The sequence below is a fragment of the Neobacillus sp. C211 genome (genome assembly GCF_051842875.1).
In the GTDB taxonomy this organism is placed as follows: domain Bacteria; phylum Bacillota; class Bacilli; order Bacillales; family Cytobacillaceae; genus Neobacillus.
Map to the genome: position 1 here is coordinate 13,673 of NZ_JBPXRO010000047.1, position 17,104 is coordinate 30,776.

Annotated in this window: 13 protein-coding genes and 4 pseudogenes; 7 read left to right on the plus strand and 10 right to left on the minus strand. The window is 36.7% G+C overall.

Going from position 1 to position 17,104, the window contains the following annotated elements:
* Positions 1–28: 28 nt before the first annotated feature.
* Entirely contained in the window at positions 29–1,630 is a 1,602-nt protein-coding gene (locus ACSU6B_RS27025; RefSeq protein WP_410889483.1) for a spore germination protein, read from the minus strand.
* Positions 1,631–1,768: 138 nt separating this feature from the next.
* On the opposite strand from ACSU6B_RS27025, the gene ACSU6B_RS27030 reads away from it, so the two are divergent.
* Positions 1,769–2,872 carry a GerAB/ArcD/ProY family transporter gene (locus ACSU6B_RS27030; protein WP_410889470.1) on the plus strand — a complete coding sequence of 368 codons (1,104 nt, stop codon included), beginning with the start codon at positions 1,769–1,771 and terminating at the stop codon, positions 2,870–2,872.
* Between the two features lie 571 nt (positions 2,873–3,443).
* Here ACSU6B_RS27030 and ACSU6B_RS27035 read toward each other — a convergent pair.
* Positions 3,444–4,442: a LysM peptidoglycan-binding domain-containing protein gene (locus ACSU6B_RS27035; RefSeq protein ID WP_410889471.1), complete on the minus strand. Its 999-nt coding sequence runs from the start codon at positions 4,440–4,442 to the stop codon at positions 3,444–3,446.
* Positions 4,443–4,710: 268 nt separating this feature from the next.
* Here ACSU6B_RS27035 and ACSU6B_RS27040 point away from each other — a divergent pair, with 268 nt between their 5' ends.
* Positions 4,711–5,754 carry a two-component system sensor histidine kinase NtrB gene (locus tag ACSU6B_RS27040; protein WP_410889472.1) on the plus strand — a complete coding sequence of 348 codons (1,044 nt, stop codon included), beginning with the start codon at positions 4,711–4,713 and terminating at the stop codon, positions 5,752–5,754.
* 85 nt (positions 5,755–5,839) lie between these two features.
* Here ACSU6B_RS27040 and ACSU6B_RS27045 read toward each other — a convergent pair whose 3' ends face one another.
* Together ACSU6B_RS27045 and ACSU6B_RS27050 are read right to left on the minus strand one after the other, a co-directional pair.
* Positions 5,840–6,664 (minus strand): GNAT family N-acetyltransferase, encoded by an 825-nt coding sequence (locus tag ACSU6B_RS27045; RefSeq protein WP_410889473.1) that lies wholly within the window; start codon positions 6,662–6,664, stop codon positions 5,840–5,842.
* Positions 6,665–6,830: 166 nt separating this feature from the next.
* Entirely contained in the window at positions 6,831–7,295 is a 465-nt protein-coding gene (locus tag ACSU6B_RS27050) for a Gmad2 immunoglobulin-like domain-containing protein (RefSeq protein ID WP_410889474.1), read from the minus strand.
* 364 nt (positions 7,296–7,659) lie between these two features.
* On the opposite strand from ACSU6B_RS27050, the gene ACSU6B_RS27055 reads away from it, so the two are divergent.
* Entirely contained in the window at positions 7,660–8,130 is a 471-nt protein-coding gene (locus ACSU6B_RS27055) for a DinB family protein (RefSeq protein ID WP_410889475.1), read from the plus strand.
* Positions 8,131–8,237: 107 nt separating this feature from the next.
* Here the strand turns inward: ACSU6B_RS27055 and ACSU6B_RS27060 are convergent, their stop codons facing one another.
* A complete protein-coding gene (locus tag ACSU6B_RS27060; protein ID WP_410889476.1) occupies positions 8,238–10,355 on the minus strand; it encodes an ATP-dependent Clp protease ATP-binding subunit in 2,118 nt (705 codons plus the stop codon).
* 161 nt (positions 10,356–10,516) lie between these two features.
* On the opposite strand from ACSU6B_RS27060, the pseudogene ACSU6B_RS27065 reads away from it, so the two are divergent.
* Together ACSU6B_RS27065 and ACSU6B_RS27070 are read left to right on the plus strand one after the other, a co-directional pair.
* Positions 10,517–10,732 (plus strand): annotated as a pseudogene (locus ACSU6B_RS27065) (EamA family transporter); the annotation flags it as partial.
* A gap of 395 nt (positions 10,733–11,127) precedes the next feature.
* On the plus strand, positions 11,128–11,607 hold the full coding sequence (locus ACSU6B_RS27070) for a DUF3920 family protein (protein WP_410889477.1): 480 nt from the start codon (positions 11,128–11,130) through the stop codon (positions 11,605–11,607).
* Positions 11,608–11,728: 121 nt separating this feature from the next.
* On the opposite strand, the gene ACSU6B_RS27075 is transcribed toward ACSU6B_RS27070, so the two are convergent.
* Entirely contained in the window at positions 11,729–12,844 is a 1,116-nt protein-coding gene (locus ACSU6B_RS27075) for a mechanosensitive ion channel family protein (RefSeq protein WP_410889478.1), read from the minus strand.
* Positions 12,845–13,209: 365 nt separating this feature from the next.
* Between ACSU6B_RS27075 and ACSU6B_RS27080 the strand changes: the two genes are divergently transcribed.
* Positions 13,210–13,995, plus strand: coding sequence for a hypothetical protein (locus tag ACSU6B_RS27080; protein WP_410889479.1), 786 nt, complete (start codon positions 13,210–13,212; stop codon positions 13,993–13,995).
* 372 nt (positions 13,996–14,367) lie between these two features.
* Here the strand turns inward: ACSU6B_RS27080 and ACSU6B_RS27085 are convergent.
* A pseudogene (locus ACSU6B_RS27085) lies at positions 14,368–14,448 on the minus strand (cell wall hydrolase); the annotation flags it as partial.
* Between the two features lie 513 nt (positions 14,449–14,961).
* Between ACSU6B_RS27085 and ACSU6B_RS27090 the strand changes: the two are divergent.
* The gene (locus tag ACSU6B_RS27090) at positions 14,962–16,143 is read left to right on the plus strand and encodes a PIG-L deacetylase family protein (protein ID WP_410889480.1); all 1,182 of its coding nucleotides are present in this window, start codon (positions 14,962–14,964) and stop codon (positions 16,141–16,143) included.
* A gap of 79 nt (positions 16,144–16,222) precedes the next feature.
* On the opposite strand, the pseudogene ACSU6B_RS27095 reads toward ACSU6B_RS27090, so the two are convergent.
* The 3 genes and pseudogenes from ACSU6B_RS27095 to ACSU6B_RS27105 all read right to left on the minus strand — a co-directional run.
* Positions 16,223–16,334 (minus strand): annotated as a pseudogene (locus ACSU6B_RS27095) (DNA alkylation repair protein); the annotation flags it as partial.
* A 200-nt stretch (positions 16,335–16,534) separates the two neighbouring features.
* Positions 16,535–16,795, minus strand: a pseudogene (locus ACSU6B_RS27100) (CPCC family cysteine-rich protein).
* A 51-nt stretch (positions 16,796–16,846) separates the two neighbouring features.
* The gene (locus ACSU6B_RS27105; RefSeq protein WP_410889481.1) at positions 16,847–17,038 is read right to left on the minus strand and encodes a hypothetical protein; all 192 of its coding nucleotides are present in this window, start codon (positions 17,036–17,038) and stop codon (positions 16,847–16,849) included.
* Positions 17,039–17,104 lie beyond the last annotated feature (66 nt).

Consider the following 17,104-nt stretch of genomic DNA (forward strand, 5'->3'; position numbering starts at 1 on the left):
AATATTTCCTCTCCGAACCACGAATCCGCTAGTTCCTACGTTGAGGCGGCCGTGGACGCATTAAATGATTCATTCGTTTACGATTCTTTTTTCCCGTTTGATCGGAACGATCTATCATTTTCCACCAAGGTGCACGTACATAAGTATCTTTAAGACTGGAGAAATTCATAGGCGCCACTGGAGACAAATAAGGAACACCGAATGAGCGAAGCCCGGCCATATGAGTTAAAAGAATCAAACTTGCCACCAAGATGCCGTACAACCCGAGTGTCCCAGCACACATCATCATGGGAAAACGGAGCAAACGAATGGCGACTCCCTGACTAAAGACTGGGAAAATAAACGAAGATATACCTGTTATGGAAACGATTATAACCATTGAAGCGGAAACAATTCCCGCCTGTACTGCTGCCTGTCCAATCACAAGTGCGCCAACAATACTAACCGCCTGTCCAACAGGACGTGGCAATCGTACACCAGCTTCCCGCAATGCCTCGAATGAGATTTCCATAATTAAAGCTTCCACTATGGCTGGAAAAGGAACAGTTTCCCTGCTTGAAGTCACACTCAGTAATAAGGTAGTGGGAAGCATTTCTTGATGATAGGACGTGATCGCAATATAAAGAGAAGGTAAAAGCAAGGCGCCCGCCAACATGAAGAAGCGGAGCCATCGGATTACCGTTGCAACCATAAAATGTTGATAGTAATCCTCACTCGATTGGAGCATTTCATAAAAACTAACCGGGACGAGCAGAGCAAAGGGAGTATTATCAATGAGAATCCCAATTTTCCCTTCCAATAAATAAGCAGCTACTTTATCCGGACGTTCTGTATTGTTTACTTGTGGGAAAACGGATAAGGGATTGTCCTGAATAAGTTCTTCGATATATCCGCTTTCTAAAATGGCATCGATATCGATTTGACTGATTCTTTCCTTGACCTCGGCTATGAGTGATGTCTCCGCAATATCCTCTAGATAGGTTATGACCATTTTTGTATTTGATAACCGCCCTACAGTCATGGATTCCATTTTGAGTTGAGGCGTTTTTAGCCTTCTACGAACAAGACTGGTGTTGGTTCTCAGGTTTTCTGTGAATCCTTCCCTTGGACCCCGAATCACCGCTTCCGTCGCTGGCTCTTCGACGGATCTCGTTTCCCAAGCTTGAGCGCTGATAAAAAGAGCTTGATTTACTCCATCCAATAATAGAACGGTGTCCCCATTCAAAATATGATCCACGACTTCCTTTATCGTCGTCCCTATACTCACCTGCGAAACATAGATGATTGAATCCTGAAGAAAAGTGTCCATTTTTTTCAATGGTATTGTTACGGAAAGAAACGTCCCTTTCCCAATATCCAATAATGGTTTCAACACGTCAGAATCAATCATCTGTATATCCACCAAGCCATCTAAATAAATAAGACCTCCTTTTTGTATCCCAGCTAGCTGAAATTCACGGAAAACACTATCGGAAGATCGTTCAAAAATCATTTTCAACTGTTTTAAATCATCCTGAAAATGACCTTTTAGTTGATAGCTGTTGGAATCATCCTCCTGGTTATATGACCATTGCTTTTGACTTTGATTCGATTTTGAAATCTTCTTCCCTTTCCAGCTCATTGTTCCCATTTCCACTGACCACCTCCAATTTCCAATCTTTTTCATATTTTAACCAGATATAAAAATAATTTGAGGATATAGTCAATAATTTTGTTTATGTTAATACTGAATGAGCTAACAAAAAATGGGTTAGGAGGTAAAAAAGCCATGGAGAGAATCTCAATCATCCAATTATTTATGCTTACCTTAATATTTCAGATTGGTACGTCGGTGATATTTGGATTTGCTTCTGTAGCCGGGAGTGATGCTTGGCTATCTACCTTAATATGTACTGGAATCGGGACATGCCTCATCATTATGTTTCTCATCTTAACGCGACTTCAGCCGGGATTGACTCTTGTTGAATGGTTTCCTGCCCAGTTTGGCCAATGGCTCGGCACTCCAATTGCTTGGTTTTATATGCTTCATTTTTTATATAACTCAAGTCGGACGCTCGGTGATATAAAGGATCTTATTCCAACCACCATTTTGCCCGGTACGCCTAGTTGGATTATACTCGGCGTATTTATGATTGCTATCACTTATGCGTTATATAGTGGGATTGAGGTGATAGCTCGGCTTGCAGAATTAATTTTACCTGTCATCTTAGTTTTGTTTTTCCTTGAGATCATTTTAATATTTGCCTCGGATATAACCGATATCAAGAATTTGCAGCCGGTTTTAGGAGCCGGATTTGGGCGTATTTGGAAATCCGTATGGCCGAGCGGCATCCAACAATCATTTGGAGAAACCCTTGAATTCGCCATGATCTGGACATTAGTGATAAATCCGAAACACATTATGAAATCGACTCTTTTAGCAACGGTTTCTTACGGAATTCTTCTTTCAATTTTTGATGCACTGGCTGTTCTTACCTTTGGTGAAGGCACCTTTTCAACCAGTGTCTATCCTTTATACAGGTTAGTCAAAGTTATTTCTGTTGCGGACTTTCTTGAAAACCTTGATGCGTTGGGAATATTGTATTTTATGGGAACCGCCTTTTTTAAAGTGACGATACAAATGTATGGAGCCATTCGAGGAATACAGCAATTGTTGTACCTTCGTGACAGCAGGGTACTCGTTCTTCCTACAGCAGCCATTGTCCTTTATTTAGGAAATAACATATCAAGAAGCACCTCGGAACATTGGTCTTCTAATAAATCCCTTGGGAATTTAGGATTATTACCTTTTATTGTATTTCCAGGTCTTCTTTTAATCGTGGCATGCATTCGTAAGCAAATATCCATTACACAAATGAAAAAAAGTGGATGATCGATGAATAGGAGTTGAATCAAAAATGGAAAAATTTCTCTGGCCATGGCAGTCAAGGGTAATCATTGATTATCCTTGGGTATTATATGCGTTCCTCTTTTTCCTATCTATTATTTTATCGATCATAACGTGGTTAAGAAAAAAAAGAAAAGATTTTAGCGATAAGTAAAAAGTCTTTTGCCACATAAAGAAAAATCGCAGCTGGCGAGCCTGTAAGGGCGAAGACAGCGGCGTAGTTGCACTTATGAGTTCAAAGTTATGATTATAAATTCTGATTCATAGTTCATAAAAAAACTACATATTTAGATGCTAGTTCAAATCCAAATAAAAAAAGATAAACCAGTTCTCATGGAGTGTGCTCATGAGGACAGATTTCCTAAATTAATGCTATAACTTGTCCTCATGGAGTGTTCATGAGGACAGATTTCCTAAATTAACGCTATAACTTGTCTTCATGGAGTGCTCATGAGGACAGATTTCCTAAATTAAAGCTAAAACGTGCCCTCATGGAGTGCTCATGAGGACAGATTTCCAAAATAATAGATAAAATTTGTCCTCATGAAATATTTGTTCAATGCTTAGTCGCTAAAATTTCTTGCATCTTGCGTGACACGAGGGGATAAAAATTGTTAATCGCACTAGTTGTGGAATTTCCCCCGAAAAATCCTGTCCCAGGGCACGTTTTTACATTATAATCTGGCCCTCTATCTAGCACTCTTTCCTTCGTTCTCAAATTCCACCAATGATGATAAGTAATACTATCAATGGAAGGAGTTAACCCGAATTTTATAGATAACATGGCGGTAATATAAACAATAGTTTCCTGCTGTTCCGCAGTCATGACATCATGACCTTTATCGAAATTGCCAACATTTTCGATGGTAATCCCTGTTGTGTTAGCCTTTGGCCCAATTGTGCCTTCGGGGGCTATATTAAAAGGCCTCGAGACGGCTACTTTTCCATCCGGAAAGGTGGTAATATTTTGAGCGATATTACTCCAGCCCATTCTTCTCTTATGGAAATTTTCCATCCCCATCAACATTCTAAAATGATTGGATCCATAAAAATGCTTATATGACGGTAACCATGTGTGATGCTGCTGAATGATAGTTACCTTCCTATTAATTCTAGCGTTAAATAACCAGTCCCTAAATTCCTCCCTCGTCATCAGGATATGCTGACCTTGCATGGTCATTCTTTTAGAAGGAATCTTTAATACTTGCCCGATATAAAGGTCTTCTGATGAAAGTTGATTGTTTGCTTTTATACTGTCGACTGTAGAATGAAAGGCTAATGAAATTCCCCTCAGGGTATCTCCGGCAACTACTTCATACATGATTGGAACCCACAACTTCTGACCCACTAATAATGAATTAGATTGCAATCCATTGGTTACCTTGAGATCATTAACAGAAGTGTTATATCTTTTTGCTATTCCAGGTAAAGTATCCCCTGATTTCACCAAATAAATATTACTAGGTTTATTACCAGCAGCCTGAGCAGGAAATGGAAATGGATTAATAAGCATGAATACAATCAAACCAATGACAATGACAAAATTATTTTTCATTTTACATATCCTTTCAAAGTAAATCCGTTTTATTTTGCAAACTTAAAAGGAACGTGAAATAAAATAGCATAATCGCATGGTATTCTCTCTAACTTTTCATGACTTTTAACTATTACTTTGCGCTACCTTTAAGTAATTATGTCGATTCTGTGAACATTTTGTTTTTTAGCGGTTTCTATACGATTGAATACATAAATTGGTATTTAAGTTTGGCAAGTTTATTGATAAACTAATTGCTGACAAAAAGAGATAAAAAGTGGGGATTTAATTGAATCTAACAATAGTTAATTTAGACTTTCACCAATTAGTTGAGAATTCCCTTAACTCGATATTGATTGTTTGTGAAGATCAAACGATCCGCTACTGTAATAAAGCTGGTTTACGCTTATTAAATCTTACATCTCTCGATCAAATATTAAATAAAAAAATAAGCCAATTCCTCCCTCCTGATCTTCATGATATGTGCATTGAAGGATTAACCAGGGTTATCGAAAAACAAGAAATCATTAAAGAAATGGATATAAAAATTATTAAAAATCATGGGGAAGTTGCAGATGTTGAAATAATGACCATACCGTTTTATTTTGAAAATAAAGTTTTGGCTCAGGTTATTATTCAAGACATTACCAAGAGGAAAATTGCTGAGAAACGGTTGAAGGATCGAGAAAAATTAGCTTCACTTGGTCAATTAGCAGCTGGGATTGTTCATGAGGTTAAAAACCCCTTAACGGCAGTAAAGGGATTTTTACAATTAATTAAAGAATCTCATAATCATCCTTATTTAGATACAATGGAAAGCGAATTAGAAAAAGCATTTCAAACACTACAGAATCTATTGCAGGTATCCAAACCCGACTTACTAGACGAACCACTGATATTGATTGACTTATGTAAAGAGTTAAATTCTATTTTGCTTTTATTTCAAGAAAAACTTTATTCCGTTGAGGTTGAAATGGAGTTAAGGGATTCTGATAAGCGATTTTTTGGAAAGAAAAATTTACTCTTAAAATCTTTTTTCAATCTGATCAAGAATGCCATTGAAGCAATAATGGACGACGGAAAAATTAAAATTGAGCATTATTATCATGAAGGATGGATTCATATTAAGGTGAGTGATACTGGGCAAGGTATAACTGAAGAAAAGTTGGTCCTATTAGGAACACCTTTTTATTCTAGTAAACCAGATGGCACGGGACTTGGATTGACGCAAGTATTTACAACGGTACACGAGCACGGGGGAAATATTTCGGTACAAAGCGTGGTTGGAAAAGGCACAACTTTCCATATTCAACTTCCAGTTAAAATGAACTAAGAGTTTTTATGATTTTTGCTCTATTTAATACCATAAAAAAAATAGCTTGGCAATCGCCAAGCCACTCCCTCTACAGTACTTGAAATTAATCCTGAAATTTATAGTAATTCTGGGAATGGTAACTTCTAAATCCACATGATTCATAGAGCCTAAGGGCATGGGAATTTTTGGCCTCAACCTCTAGAAAAATAGGCAGCCCTTTTTGATGTTCCATTTTTACCACTCTTGATAAAGCGTTTCTCCCAATCCCTTTTCCCTGAAGCTCTGGAAAAACAGCAAAACCATAAATCCATGCTTCTCCATTGGATTCGGAAACACGCATTTTTCCAGCAGTTTTTCCTTCTACCTCAATAAGTAAACGTTGATCCCTGCTGTTCTCCCGAATCAACTGATTAAACTCCCTTGCTGCATTTTCATTTAATCCAAATCCCAAGACTTCGAGTCGTATTTCTGCTTCCCAATCCTCATTTGTAAGGGACTTCCTTAAGGTTATATTAGGATCTAGGGACAATTCAGTTTCCTGCCATTTCATTTGATATTCTGCTAACGAAAATACACAAGGAATATTCTTTAAAAACTGCTTGGCAGAATATGATTCTGTTGGAGCGTTTAACAAAACAGTAGTATATCGTTTTTTCGCCTCTCCAAGTCCCGTTTCCAGCAACTTAGAAAATAACCCTTTCCTTCGATAATCCGGGTGCACCATCCCGCAAAGCTCCACTTTATCTCCAAAACCATAACATCCAAGAAAACCGACAAGCCGGCCATCTTCATAATGGAAGAAGTCTTCCTTTTTATTTCCGATTCGATTTTCAAGCATATCAAAATTCAGCTTTAGCTGAAATCCTCCCTCTTTTTCACAAACCTCTTGAAGTGCTTTGATTTCAGTTAATTCTTCCTTTGTTAGCATTCAATTCACCTCTGTTCATATTCACCTATTCCTATTCTTGGCCATGCCCTGCCATTCCTTCTTTTCAAAAAAACAAAATACATTTTAGGTAATTTGCATGCCAAATAATTCAAGAAAAGAGCATTCAGTTATGATGAGGTCTTTGAAAATACATAAAGTTAGTTGGTTAAGGCTTTGAAATTGGGATTTCTAACGTATTTATTTTTGATCCATCTTTTGCAGAGTAAACAAATAATTCAAATTTAGCATTATTAGAAGATACTAACCCTTTTTCGAAAGTGATTTTAAATTCACCCCAGGCAGGTGCACCCGCTGTTTGGTAGTTACTTTCTTTGACCACTTTCTCCCCATCGTAAAGAGCATATTGAAACACCCCTTCAAATACTTGGGCTTTTCCGGTTATTGTGAGTGTATCTGAAGTTTCCGTGACGACTACATCTTTAAACACTTCATTTTGATACACTTTTTTCTCTGGTTCAGGTGTAACAGGCTCTTCAGGTTTGGATGGATTTTCTCCCTTTGGTTCAGTTGCAGGTGGTTTTTCTTTCACCACATCTTGTTGTTGATTACAAGCGGCTAAACTGATTGCAGCTATTATCATCGCGAACAAATAAGCAATTTTCTTCATCATATTATCCCACCTATTTTTCTTTTAACTTATTATATTGTATTTCCTTTCATAAAAACCCTCTTTTTAAAAATCGAAACCAAAAGAAATATAATCCGTCTATATTTTTGAGGTGGTAAAGAATCTCCAAACTTTGTAACCGAATCTGGAAAAAGGTGATCCTGATATGTATCAAATGGTACTTTATATTGGTGACCCCGTTGCTTTCATGTTTCCCTTCCAGTTCGATGGATATAACTACTATTGGTATCTTACAGAACCGTCCATTTTATCTAAAGAAATAATTAATTCTAAAAATTCTTTTCAATAAATTTCCCACCCGTTCATTCGTATATAATTTATATATGCCTTACTAGGAGGAATTTTTATGAAGCCAATCGATTTAATTATTCTAAACTTTAATGAAGTAAGAAGGAGAAGCATAAAGGTCTGGACATCTATTCCTGAAGAAAAGCTTCACTGGAAGCCAGATGATGAAGCAATGAATTGCCTAGAAATGATTAGGCACGTACTAGAAAGCGAACATTATTATGACCTTGCCATTAGAAATAGAGGGAGTTTATCCGTTTTCGATTCCCCTTTCGAAAATCAGCCCTTCACTTCAGTAAATGCTGAATTGGAATTTGCAGAACCCTACCGAAAGCAATTCATAGAAACGATTAAGTCATTTTCTGAAGGTGATTTAGAAAATATAAAAATTGACCGCTCTGAATCGGGGTACATAAGAGATTTAGGAGATATGCTTTTACGTGTTGCCTATCACGAATCCGTTCATACTGGGCAGTTATTGGATTATTTAAGGACCGCAGGGGTTCCAAGAATCCGTATCTGGGATTAAGCAAATCCATTGGTGCTATCAAATGATTTATTTATAAGAGAAACCCCACTCATTTGAAAAGTGGGGTTTCTTGATAAGCTTAAAGGATAGATGAAGATCATCTATCCTTATGCTACGTTAATTTTATTATTTTCTACTGATACTGTGATCGCAGTTACGTTTTCGCTATTAATAATTAAAGAAGTGATTTTATCTTCAATTTGCTCTTGAATGGCGCGTCGAAGTGGTCGAGCACCAAATACGTTGCTATAACCTAGTTCCGCAATCTTTTCTTTTGCTTCCTTATCGATTTCAATCGAAATCCCTTGTTCTTCTAATGTTTCTTTAAGCTCTACAATCATAATATCGATAATTTCCACAAGGTTCTCTTTTTGTAGGTGATTAAACTCAATAATCGAATCGATACGGTTTAAGAACTCAAGCTTAAAGTAATTTCCGATTTTGTCGATAATATTTGATTCTGCTCCTTCCTGTTCGTCGCTACCAAAACCAATTGACCCTAATTTTTTGCTGCCAACACCAGCATTTGAAGTCATGATAATAATCGTTTCACTGAAGCTTACGACTCTTCCTTGGCTATCCGTTAACCTGCCATCTTCCATAATTTGAAGAAACACATTCATGACATCTGGGTGTGCTTTTTCTATTTCATCTAGAAGAATAATTGAATAGGGGTTTCTACGAACTTGTTCCGTTAACTGACCTGCTTCCTCATGTCCGACATAGCCAGGAGGTGAACCAATGAGCTTAGAAACTGAATGCTTTTCCATATATTCACTCATATCTAAACGAATCATCGCATCTTTACTGCCGAATAATTCCGCTGCAAGAGTTTTCGTTAACTCGGTTTTACCTGTACCCGTTGGACCTAAGAATAAGAATGAAGCTGTTGGACGTGTTTTAAGTTTTAATCCTACACTTGCCCTTAAGATTGCATTGGCTACTTTTTCAATAGCTTTATCCTGACCAATAATTTTACTTGCTAGTCTCTCTTTCAAATCTTTCATTTTTTGTTGCTCTGCTTTTTGTAGCTTTTGTACAGGGATTCCAGTACTTTTTTCAATAATCTCTTGGACCATTTCTATGGTAATATCTTTCGTTATATTCTCTGAATATTCCGATAATATTAGTTTCATTTCTCTCTCTTCATCACGAAGAATCGCCGCTTTTTCGTAGTGCTCTAATTTCGTTACTTGTTGTTTTTCCTCAGAAATTTCTTTTAAGCGCTGTTTTAAATAGTTAACATCTAGCTCTCCATGAGCAAGGTTTAGCTTTGCACCGGCCTCATCCATTAAATCGATGGCCTTATCTGGTAAGAAGCGATCTTGAATATAGCGTTTTGATAGTGTGACGCATGCTTTTAGGACATCATCTGAATAAATCACATCGTGATACTTTTCATATGCTGGCCGAATTCCTTTTAGAATATCAAACGCTTCATTAACAGACGGCTCTTTAACGATCACCGATTGGAAGCGACGCTCAAGTGCTGGATCTTTTTCAATCATGCGATACTCTTTCATCGTTGTTGCTCCAACCACTTGGATATCACCACGCGCTAATGCTGGCTTTAATATATTCCCTGCGTCCATTGAACCATTAGAGGTACCTCCAGCACCCACCATCATGTGCAATTCATCAATGAACAAAATGACGTTCTCACGTTGTTGTAATTCAGTAACAAGTTGTTTCATTTTTTCTTCAAATTGTCCTCTGTAAGATGTACCTGCTACAAGTGAACTAATGTCTAGCAAATACACTTCTTTCGTTTTTAGTTTCGCAGGTACTTTGCCTTTGACGATTTGAAGGGCAAGGCCTTCAACAATCGCTGTTTTCCCTACACCTGCTTCTCCAATTAAGACCGGATTATTTTTTGTACGACGGTTTAGTATCTGAAGGACACGTTCAATTTCTTTATCCCTACCGATCACGCTATCAATTCGCCCTTCTTTTGCTTCATTCGTCAAGTTCCGTCCGTGTTGATCAAGAAAGCCGTTTGTTTCACGATTCTTCGGCTGGTTTACATTGACATTTTGTTCAGACTGGCTGCCATCTGTGTCCAATTGATTGAACAATTGGTCATCAAAATGAATGGTACCGTTTTCTATTTTTTGTTTTGCAATATCATAGCATTCTGTACACAAACTAATGTGGCTTTGATTCTGATTAAATGATATTTTTAGCTTATAACGCGCTTGGGTTGTTTGACAGTTTTCACAAATCATATTTCAATCCTCCTTTTGACTTTAACTATTTTTGACTATAAATATATGAAAAAGAGCCACATCTACTAGTAGGCCCGGTGAATATTTTATTAAGTTTTCTCTATTATATTGTACTACTTATAACATTTCTACAGGTAATGGTTGGGTGTATACCCAACCTAGTAAACGTTTTCTCCACTGCATGTGGATTTCTACTTTGGAATCGTGGATTACAAATGCTTAACGCCTCAAGTGGAGGGCTATTTTTCTTCTTTCAACCGGTGGTTGGGACATTACTCGGATGGCTTGTTCTTGGAGAGAACATAGGTATAACGTTTTGGATAGGATCCATCCTAATTCTTACTGGTGTTTTATTCGTTATCATTGAGAAAAAATAGTATTTAAAAACCCCTTCAACCGTATCTGAAGGGGTTTTGCTTATGTACCAGCACTCATTTTCAAGAATAAATAAATCCTCCCTTATTCAACGAACCTGCTCACTTTAAAAAAACTATATATCAGAGGTATAAAGTATTTTTAAAAATAGTATAAATATAGTATTACGGGCATAAATCTATCCAACCTAGTTCGACATAAAGAAAATTCAGGAGGATTTTATTTCATTAAGCATTGCGTTTAAATTATATAAATTTTGTAAATGATGAGACTAAAGTTTACGAAAAATCTTAAAAACCACAATAGATTGAAGCCTATTGTGGTTTTTAGTCTACTCTCAGTAAAAATGTTTTTTGTATAAGAATAATTGATAAAAATGTATTGGAGGTTTTTATGCATGTCTTTAAGTCAAGTTCTACAAAAACGCATTATTTTTCACCAATATAAAAATTGGTATGTGCTGGATGATGAATTTTATTGGGACATTAAAACACTATACAATACTATTTTTAAATACTTAGACTCAAATTTTAATATTCCAGTTGTTTTTTGTTCTATTCTTCAAGCGAATAAAATCATTTGTGACTTAGGTGATGAAGAAGATGAATATTTACGATTTGCTTCAGGTATTTATTGGAGAGAATTAAAGATTATCTTTATTTTTCACTTCAGTGAATATATCCCATTAATTGAGACTCTTTTTCATGAATTTCGTCATGTTATGCAGGACTTCAATCCTGATTTTAGACATCATTTTGAATGGGATAAAAAATTACCTTATCTAGAACGAACGACTGAAATTGATGCCTTTCAATTTGCTAAAGAAAAAACAAATGAATATCTAGCATCTGAATCATATAAAAAAGTTGACTTATAATCAGTTAAAAAAAAGGAATCATTCCACTCACGGGGGAATATTCCTTTTCTGGTTATATCTTTTTGTTTCAAGTTGGCAAAACGCAAAAACTTTGTTTTACTTTGGAACAACTAAACTAATTTCAATCATAAGAACCCATTGTTTGTAATAATTCATTTGATTGTGGAGTGACGTAAATGGTTCGGCTTGGAAAAGCAACTTCCACTCCCTCTTCCTCTAATATCCCCATGATTTCTAAATTGATTTCATGTTTAATTTTAACGTGTTCTGCCCAAACAGTAGAATTCGTGAAAAAATAGATAAGAATATCGAGACTACTCTCATTATAATGATCGAATGCGACCATAATCGTATCCGGATGGATCTCTTCATGAGTTCTCAACAACTGTTCAATCCGTTTAACGACTCTTTGAATTTGGTCTTTAGTGGTTTGATAGTTAAGTCCTAAGTGGAAAGAGATTCGTCTTTTCCCCATACGACTCCAATTGGTAATGGCTTCGTTTGCAAGTGTCGCATTTGGAACTGTAACCAGAGCTTGACTAAAAGTGCGAATTTTAGTACTTCTGAAATTAATATCTTCAACTATACCTTCCACGCTAGGTGTTAAAATCCAATCTCCAATGGAAAAAGGTTTTTCTGTTACAATCACGATTCCACCAATTAGATTTCCAACCGCTTCTTTTGCAGCTAAAGCAAATGCCAGACCCCCTAACCCAAGGCCTGCCACCAATCCATTGACATCATAATCAAATTCCTGGCCAATTATGCTTATACTGATAGCAATAATGATGACACGAATCGTTCTTGATATAAACGGTAAAAGAATTAAATCAATCTTATTATTGATCTTTTGATTAACACTTATTAAGATTCCCGAAGTGGGAGATGACAAATTAAACAATCCCCAAGTAATTAAAACAATCACCATGGAACGTAAAAATTTTAAAAATAACGTATTATGTTGTTCTATAAAAGGGAAATAATCCATTGCTAAATACAAACCTACAATGATAAAGAACCATCCTAAAGGACGTTCAAACCCTAAACAAATTTTTGTGAAAAAATCAGTCGGTGTTTTTCTAGACAATTTTAAAATCAACTGAAACACATACTTTGTAAATAAGTTTCTAAAAAGTATAAATAAAACCAAAATACCTATAGAAATTCCTACATTTTTTAACATGTCATAGTCTATCCCCGCCATTGAAAAAGCCATGACAAATGAACCAAAAGACATTCTAATATACCTTCTCTCTTTTTACGATAATTTTTTACCACCACAATTGATAGAAAACTTGATGTTACATGGAAAAATAAAACCCACGAACACCGGCTTTTGAAATTATTACATCCTCATATAATAACTTTTCAAACAAGATATTTGAATACAACAAAAGTCTTAGATTATAGAAAATTCTTCTTCCCTGCATAAATCGTTACCACACTATCTTTTTGCTTGTCACCGCTTATATCAACTGAAAATAAAGCAGATTCATATTTTCCATGTTACCAATCGGGAAAATGATATAAAACATCTTGTTAAGAACAGAGAAAACATACTCAAAACAGAATTGGGGACACTAAAGATAGGAGATGATAGATGTGAAATTAAAGATATTAACCTTAGCTTTACTTGTTGTATTTTCATTTGTTGCGCCGCAATTCATAATAGCTGAATCAACTAATAATAGCGGAGAATTTTTTCGTCATTTTGCCAGGGCATTGCATGACAGAGACGAATCAAAACTAAATTCTTTGATCGCTCCTTCTGTTAAAATCCCTGAAATCAAAGAAAATACCCCAATCAGCGGTCTGGAAACCTTACCTTCCCCGCGTAAAAACACGAATGTCATAATTGGGAGTTTTAGAGATGATTCTTTTGATGATTGTATAGGGGGATGTCAAAGAATTGCCTTCATATGGGAAGTATCCATGAAAAGTGACAGGATCTCTAAAATTAAAGTCATATCAGATGAAGCCAATCCGTTTATGAACGAACTCATCCTGACAAAAGAATACAAAGAAAAATTTAATAAACAAATATATGGACCTGGTTATTTTCCCTTTAAGATTACACATGTGAGCGGAAAGATTTCTGGCAAGAAAATTACTTTATATTATAAGAATGTGAATACGCCCTGTGTAGTGAATATACAAGCAGAGCCAACGGCAGGCGAATTGATTTTGCCGAAAGGGAACATGTATAAACCAATAACGCTTCACAAAGGCTACAAAGGTTTTATCGGGGAATTACCGAAGGGATATGAATTAATCTTGTTAAATGATAAAATCCAGTACAACGTAAAGTTGATCGGTGAAAGTACCAATTATAAACCATCTAAACGTGATTTAATTAAGGTCGTAAATTCGATGTTTCCACCAAAATGACGACAGCACTATTTCTTGGAGGGATCCTACACGATGAAAAGGGTTCTACTCTCGTATCGCCTTATAACTCACCTGGTAATCATTATATAAGAACAAACGCTCCGTAAATACAAAGTAAACTGCTCTGTTAGTAAAAAACCGTCACCACTTAATGTAGAAAAAAAAGACCTTTGATCTATAAAATCAAAGGTCAAAGTTGAACTTAGTGGTCTATGCTAAGTCCATTTTTAGGAGGTCTAAACTCAGAAGAATTTAAACTATTATTAAATTAACATAAAGTGAATATTTATTCAATAATTTTAATAATTATACTTTAGTTTTATTACTAAAAGTTTTATTTTATTTTGTATAAATGTTCTAAATATTTAAAAATTTTCCTTCACCTTCAGCTTCTGCTCTCATAATCCTTGCCATTTTGTCAACGTCTGAACTTCGGTAACTTACTCTTGGCATTTTTCCTACAGTTAAATAATATTCAACTCATAGAAATATTAGTGTAATTTGCTCCCCGCCTTCTGCTTTTTCCATCCCACTTAAAGCGGATCTCTACTTTGCCATGAGACGCTGGACACACTTTAAACTCATTTAACTAAATTGAGCTTTACACCTCGCTAAAGGTCATTAGCGATAAGTCAAGTTTTGGCGTTATCTTTTAACAAAACAACATTCGCTTACATAGGTTAATATTATCTTCGCTTAATTTTATTGGTGTTCCGAATGTCGTAAAATTGGGATCGTTTTCAATTAACCATATCTATGTATCTACAAAGTAAGTGGGTGCTAATTGATAGTTCAGGACTGACTTAAAGGTTCTCAACTTCCTCCTCATCATCTCTTTCGAACATTTGATTATTTCCAGGATATTTATCTACTCGCGGAGTTTCCCAGTATTTCGAATTCAAAAACCCCTTGTCCCATCTTACTAGGCAATAATAGAGTCTATTATTAAGAAAGGAGGAACAAGCGTTGATAGAAAAAACATTCATGAATCTACCTGTTTACTGGCCTTATCTAAATCAGCCTTATCCGTGCTATCTCTGTTACTATTATCTGTTTACTAATCCATCAATGCACTTGTCTGGATCAATATTTCCAATACAAATAGCACCCTTCTTATCAGTTCAACCCGCACCTATACCATCTATTTGGAGTAACTTTTCCAAAACTATTTATGGTCTTCAACCAGGTAACTACGTGACTAACACCAAGCCTATTGATCTGCTGATTTTCGCCCCTCATCCCGACGACGAGACGCTAGGGACAGCGGGTGTGATCATGCGCTCAGTGGCGGCAGGAAAGCGGGTTCATATTGTTATCTTTACGAATGGAGATGGTTACCCAAGGGCTGCCTCCCAGCTGCTCAAGAAGAACATTGACGAGCTCCGTCCCGAGGATTACTTCGAATTGGCGCGGGTGCGCCAGTTCGAAGTGTATGCTGCTACGGCGGAGTTGGGACTAAAGCCGTCGGATATTACCTTCCTGGGCTATCCCGATGCCGGACTGGATCGTGTCTATAAGTCCGAGGGCCCCGAGCCTTTCCAGCAACGCTTTACCTTGATGAGAAAGACGTATAGCATGGTACACCCGGACTATCACTCGCTTGTTTATGGTATGCCTGCGCCCTATCTGAAGGAATTTGCCCTCTCCGATACAATCGACCTGATTAGGTGTCTGCAGCCAAAGGAAATCTACGTCACTGACGGTGCGGATGGGCACCCCGATCATCAGGCAGCTTACTTGTTTGTTCGTGACGCCGTGCAGGCGACTGGTTACAAAGGGCACGTGTATACCTATTTGATCCACAGCGGACCAGACTCCCAATGGCCTTGGCCACGTGGGATTACCCCCAGATTGCCGTTTGAGTCACATGAGTATAAAGAAAAGCAAATTCCCAGCTTTGTAAAGTGGCCTCCGCCAGTGCGGGTGCCAATGACCGAAACTGAATCCATTCGAAAGTTGAGAGCGATTCGGGCTTATCGCTCGCAGCTTGCTACGGACAGGGAATATCTCGAATCGTTTATAAAGAATGAAGAAATTTTTTGGTGTATGGGTGGAGGTAATACTGAATTATATAAATCATATGCCTGGCGACAGTATGTTTCTAGTGACTCTGCTTATATGGATGAAGATGGTTATTATGGATTTTAAGGCCGTATAGATGATGTAATTATAACAGCAGGCAAGAGTGTTGGTCCAAACGAACCTTTAGGTAATCTAATAGATGACCTGCGATCCATTTATCGGCAACAGCTTGCGCAATATCGGCTTCAGCCAAAGTTACTTCAACCCACAAAATCAGACAGCATATAAAAATACGCCGCATCCATCCAACGATCATGCTTTAACTTGATGTAAAAGATCAAGTGCATAGAAAGGAAGATTTCAGCGATAGCGAATGGTGAAGACGATCCTGAAAAACTAGCAAACTTCGCTCGTCGAACAATGAAACGAAAAAAGGAAGAACTTGAATTGGCACTTCAGGGCTATGTAAACCTGCACCAACGTTTGATGTTAAAAACGATTTTAACTCATAATCAACTTATAACGGTTTCCAATTAGGGTCCTTTATTTCGGACTTATTTGGAGGTCTTACATATTTCAAACTTCTTTCACATTTAGCCTTAAATTTTATAAAATTTTGTTGTGCTTCTCTAAAGGAAACATAATTGGCACCAGTTTCATCTGGGTATTTATATTGGTAGCCATCATTTTCCCAAAAACAGATTTCACAAATGTCATAGGTATCAGGTGGTTCTTCATCTAAAGTTTTATAACCTCACCAAGGACAAGTATATTTCACGCTTTCACCTCTATTCAAGAAAAGCACCCGTTGAAGAACTGTTCTTCTTTTTCATATATTATCGTATACAGAGCCAAAATCCTCTTTTGCTTGCTGTATAGCTTTTTTCCAATATTTTATGTCATTATGATGTTTTTTTAACTTTACTGTTTGTTTTGTGTACTTGGCTAACATCTTGTGGTAATTAAGTCTTTCTTCCATATTTCTATTAACTTTTTTACAATCTTCGTATGTCATTCCCATTGATAGTTTCTCCCTCCCTCGTAATAACTACATAAAGTGAGAGAGGTACATCTATCTCACTTCTTT

What these genes read in the sequence shown, in the direction of transcription:
- ACSU6B_RS27025 (WP_410889483.1), bottom strand. Translation starts at nt 1,630, where the DNA reads ATGGGAACAATGAGCTGGAAAGGGAAGAAGATTTCAAAATCGAATCAA.
- ACSU6B_RS27030 (WP_410889470.1), top strand. Translation starts at nt 1,769, where the DNA reads ATGGAGAGAATCTCAATCATCCAATTATTTATGCTTACCTTAATATTT.
- ACSU6B_RS27035 (WP_410889471.1), bottom strand. Translation starts at nt 4,442, where the DNA reads ATGAAAAATAATTTTGTCATTGTCATTGGTTTGATTGTATTCATGCTT.
- ACSU6B_RS27045 (WP_410889473.1), bottom strand. Translation starts at nt 6,664, where the DNA reads ATGCTAACAAAGGAAGAATTAACTGAAATCAAAGCACTTCAAGAGGTT.
- ACSU6B_RS27050 (WP_410889474.1), bottom strand. Translation starts at nt 7,295, where the DNA reads ATGATGAAGAAAATTGCTTATTTGTTCGCGATGATAATAGCTGCAATC.
- ACSU6B_RS27055 (WP_410889475.1), top strand. Translation starts at nt 7,660, where the DNA reads ATGAAGCCAATCGATTTAATTATTCTAAACTTTAATGAAGTAAGAAGG.
- ACSU6B_RS27060 (WP_410889476.1), bottom strand. Translation starts at nt 10,355, where the DNA reads ATGATTTGTGAAAACTGTCAAACAACCCAAGCGCGTTATAAGCTAAAA.
- ACSU6B_RS27070 (WP_410889477.1), top strand. Translation starts at nt 11,128, where the DNA reads ATGTCTTTAAGTCAAGTTCTACAAAAACGCATTATTTTTCACCAATAT.
- ACSU6B_RS27075 (WP_410889478.1), bottom strand. Translation starts at nt 12,844, where the DNA reads ATGTCTTTTGGTTCATTTGTCATGGCTTTTTCAATGGCGGGGATAGAC.
- ACSU6B_RS27105 (WP_410889481.1), bottom strand. Translation starts at nt 17,038, where the DNA reads ATGGGAATGACATACGAAGATTGTAAAAAAGTTAATAGAAATATGGAA.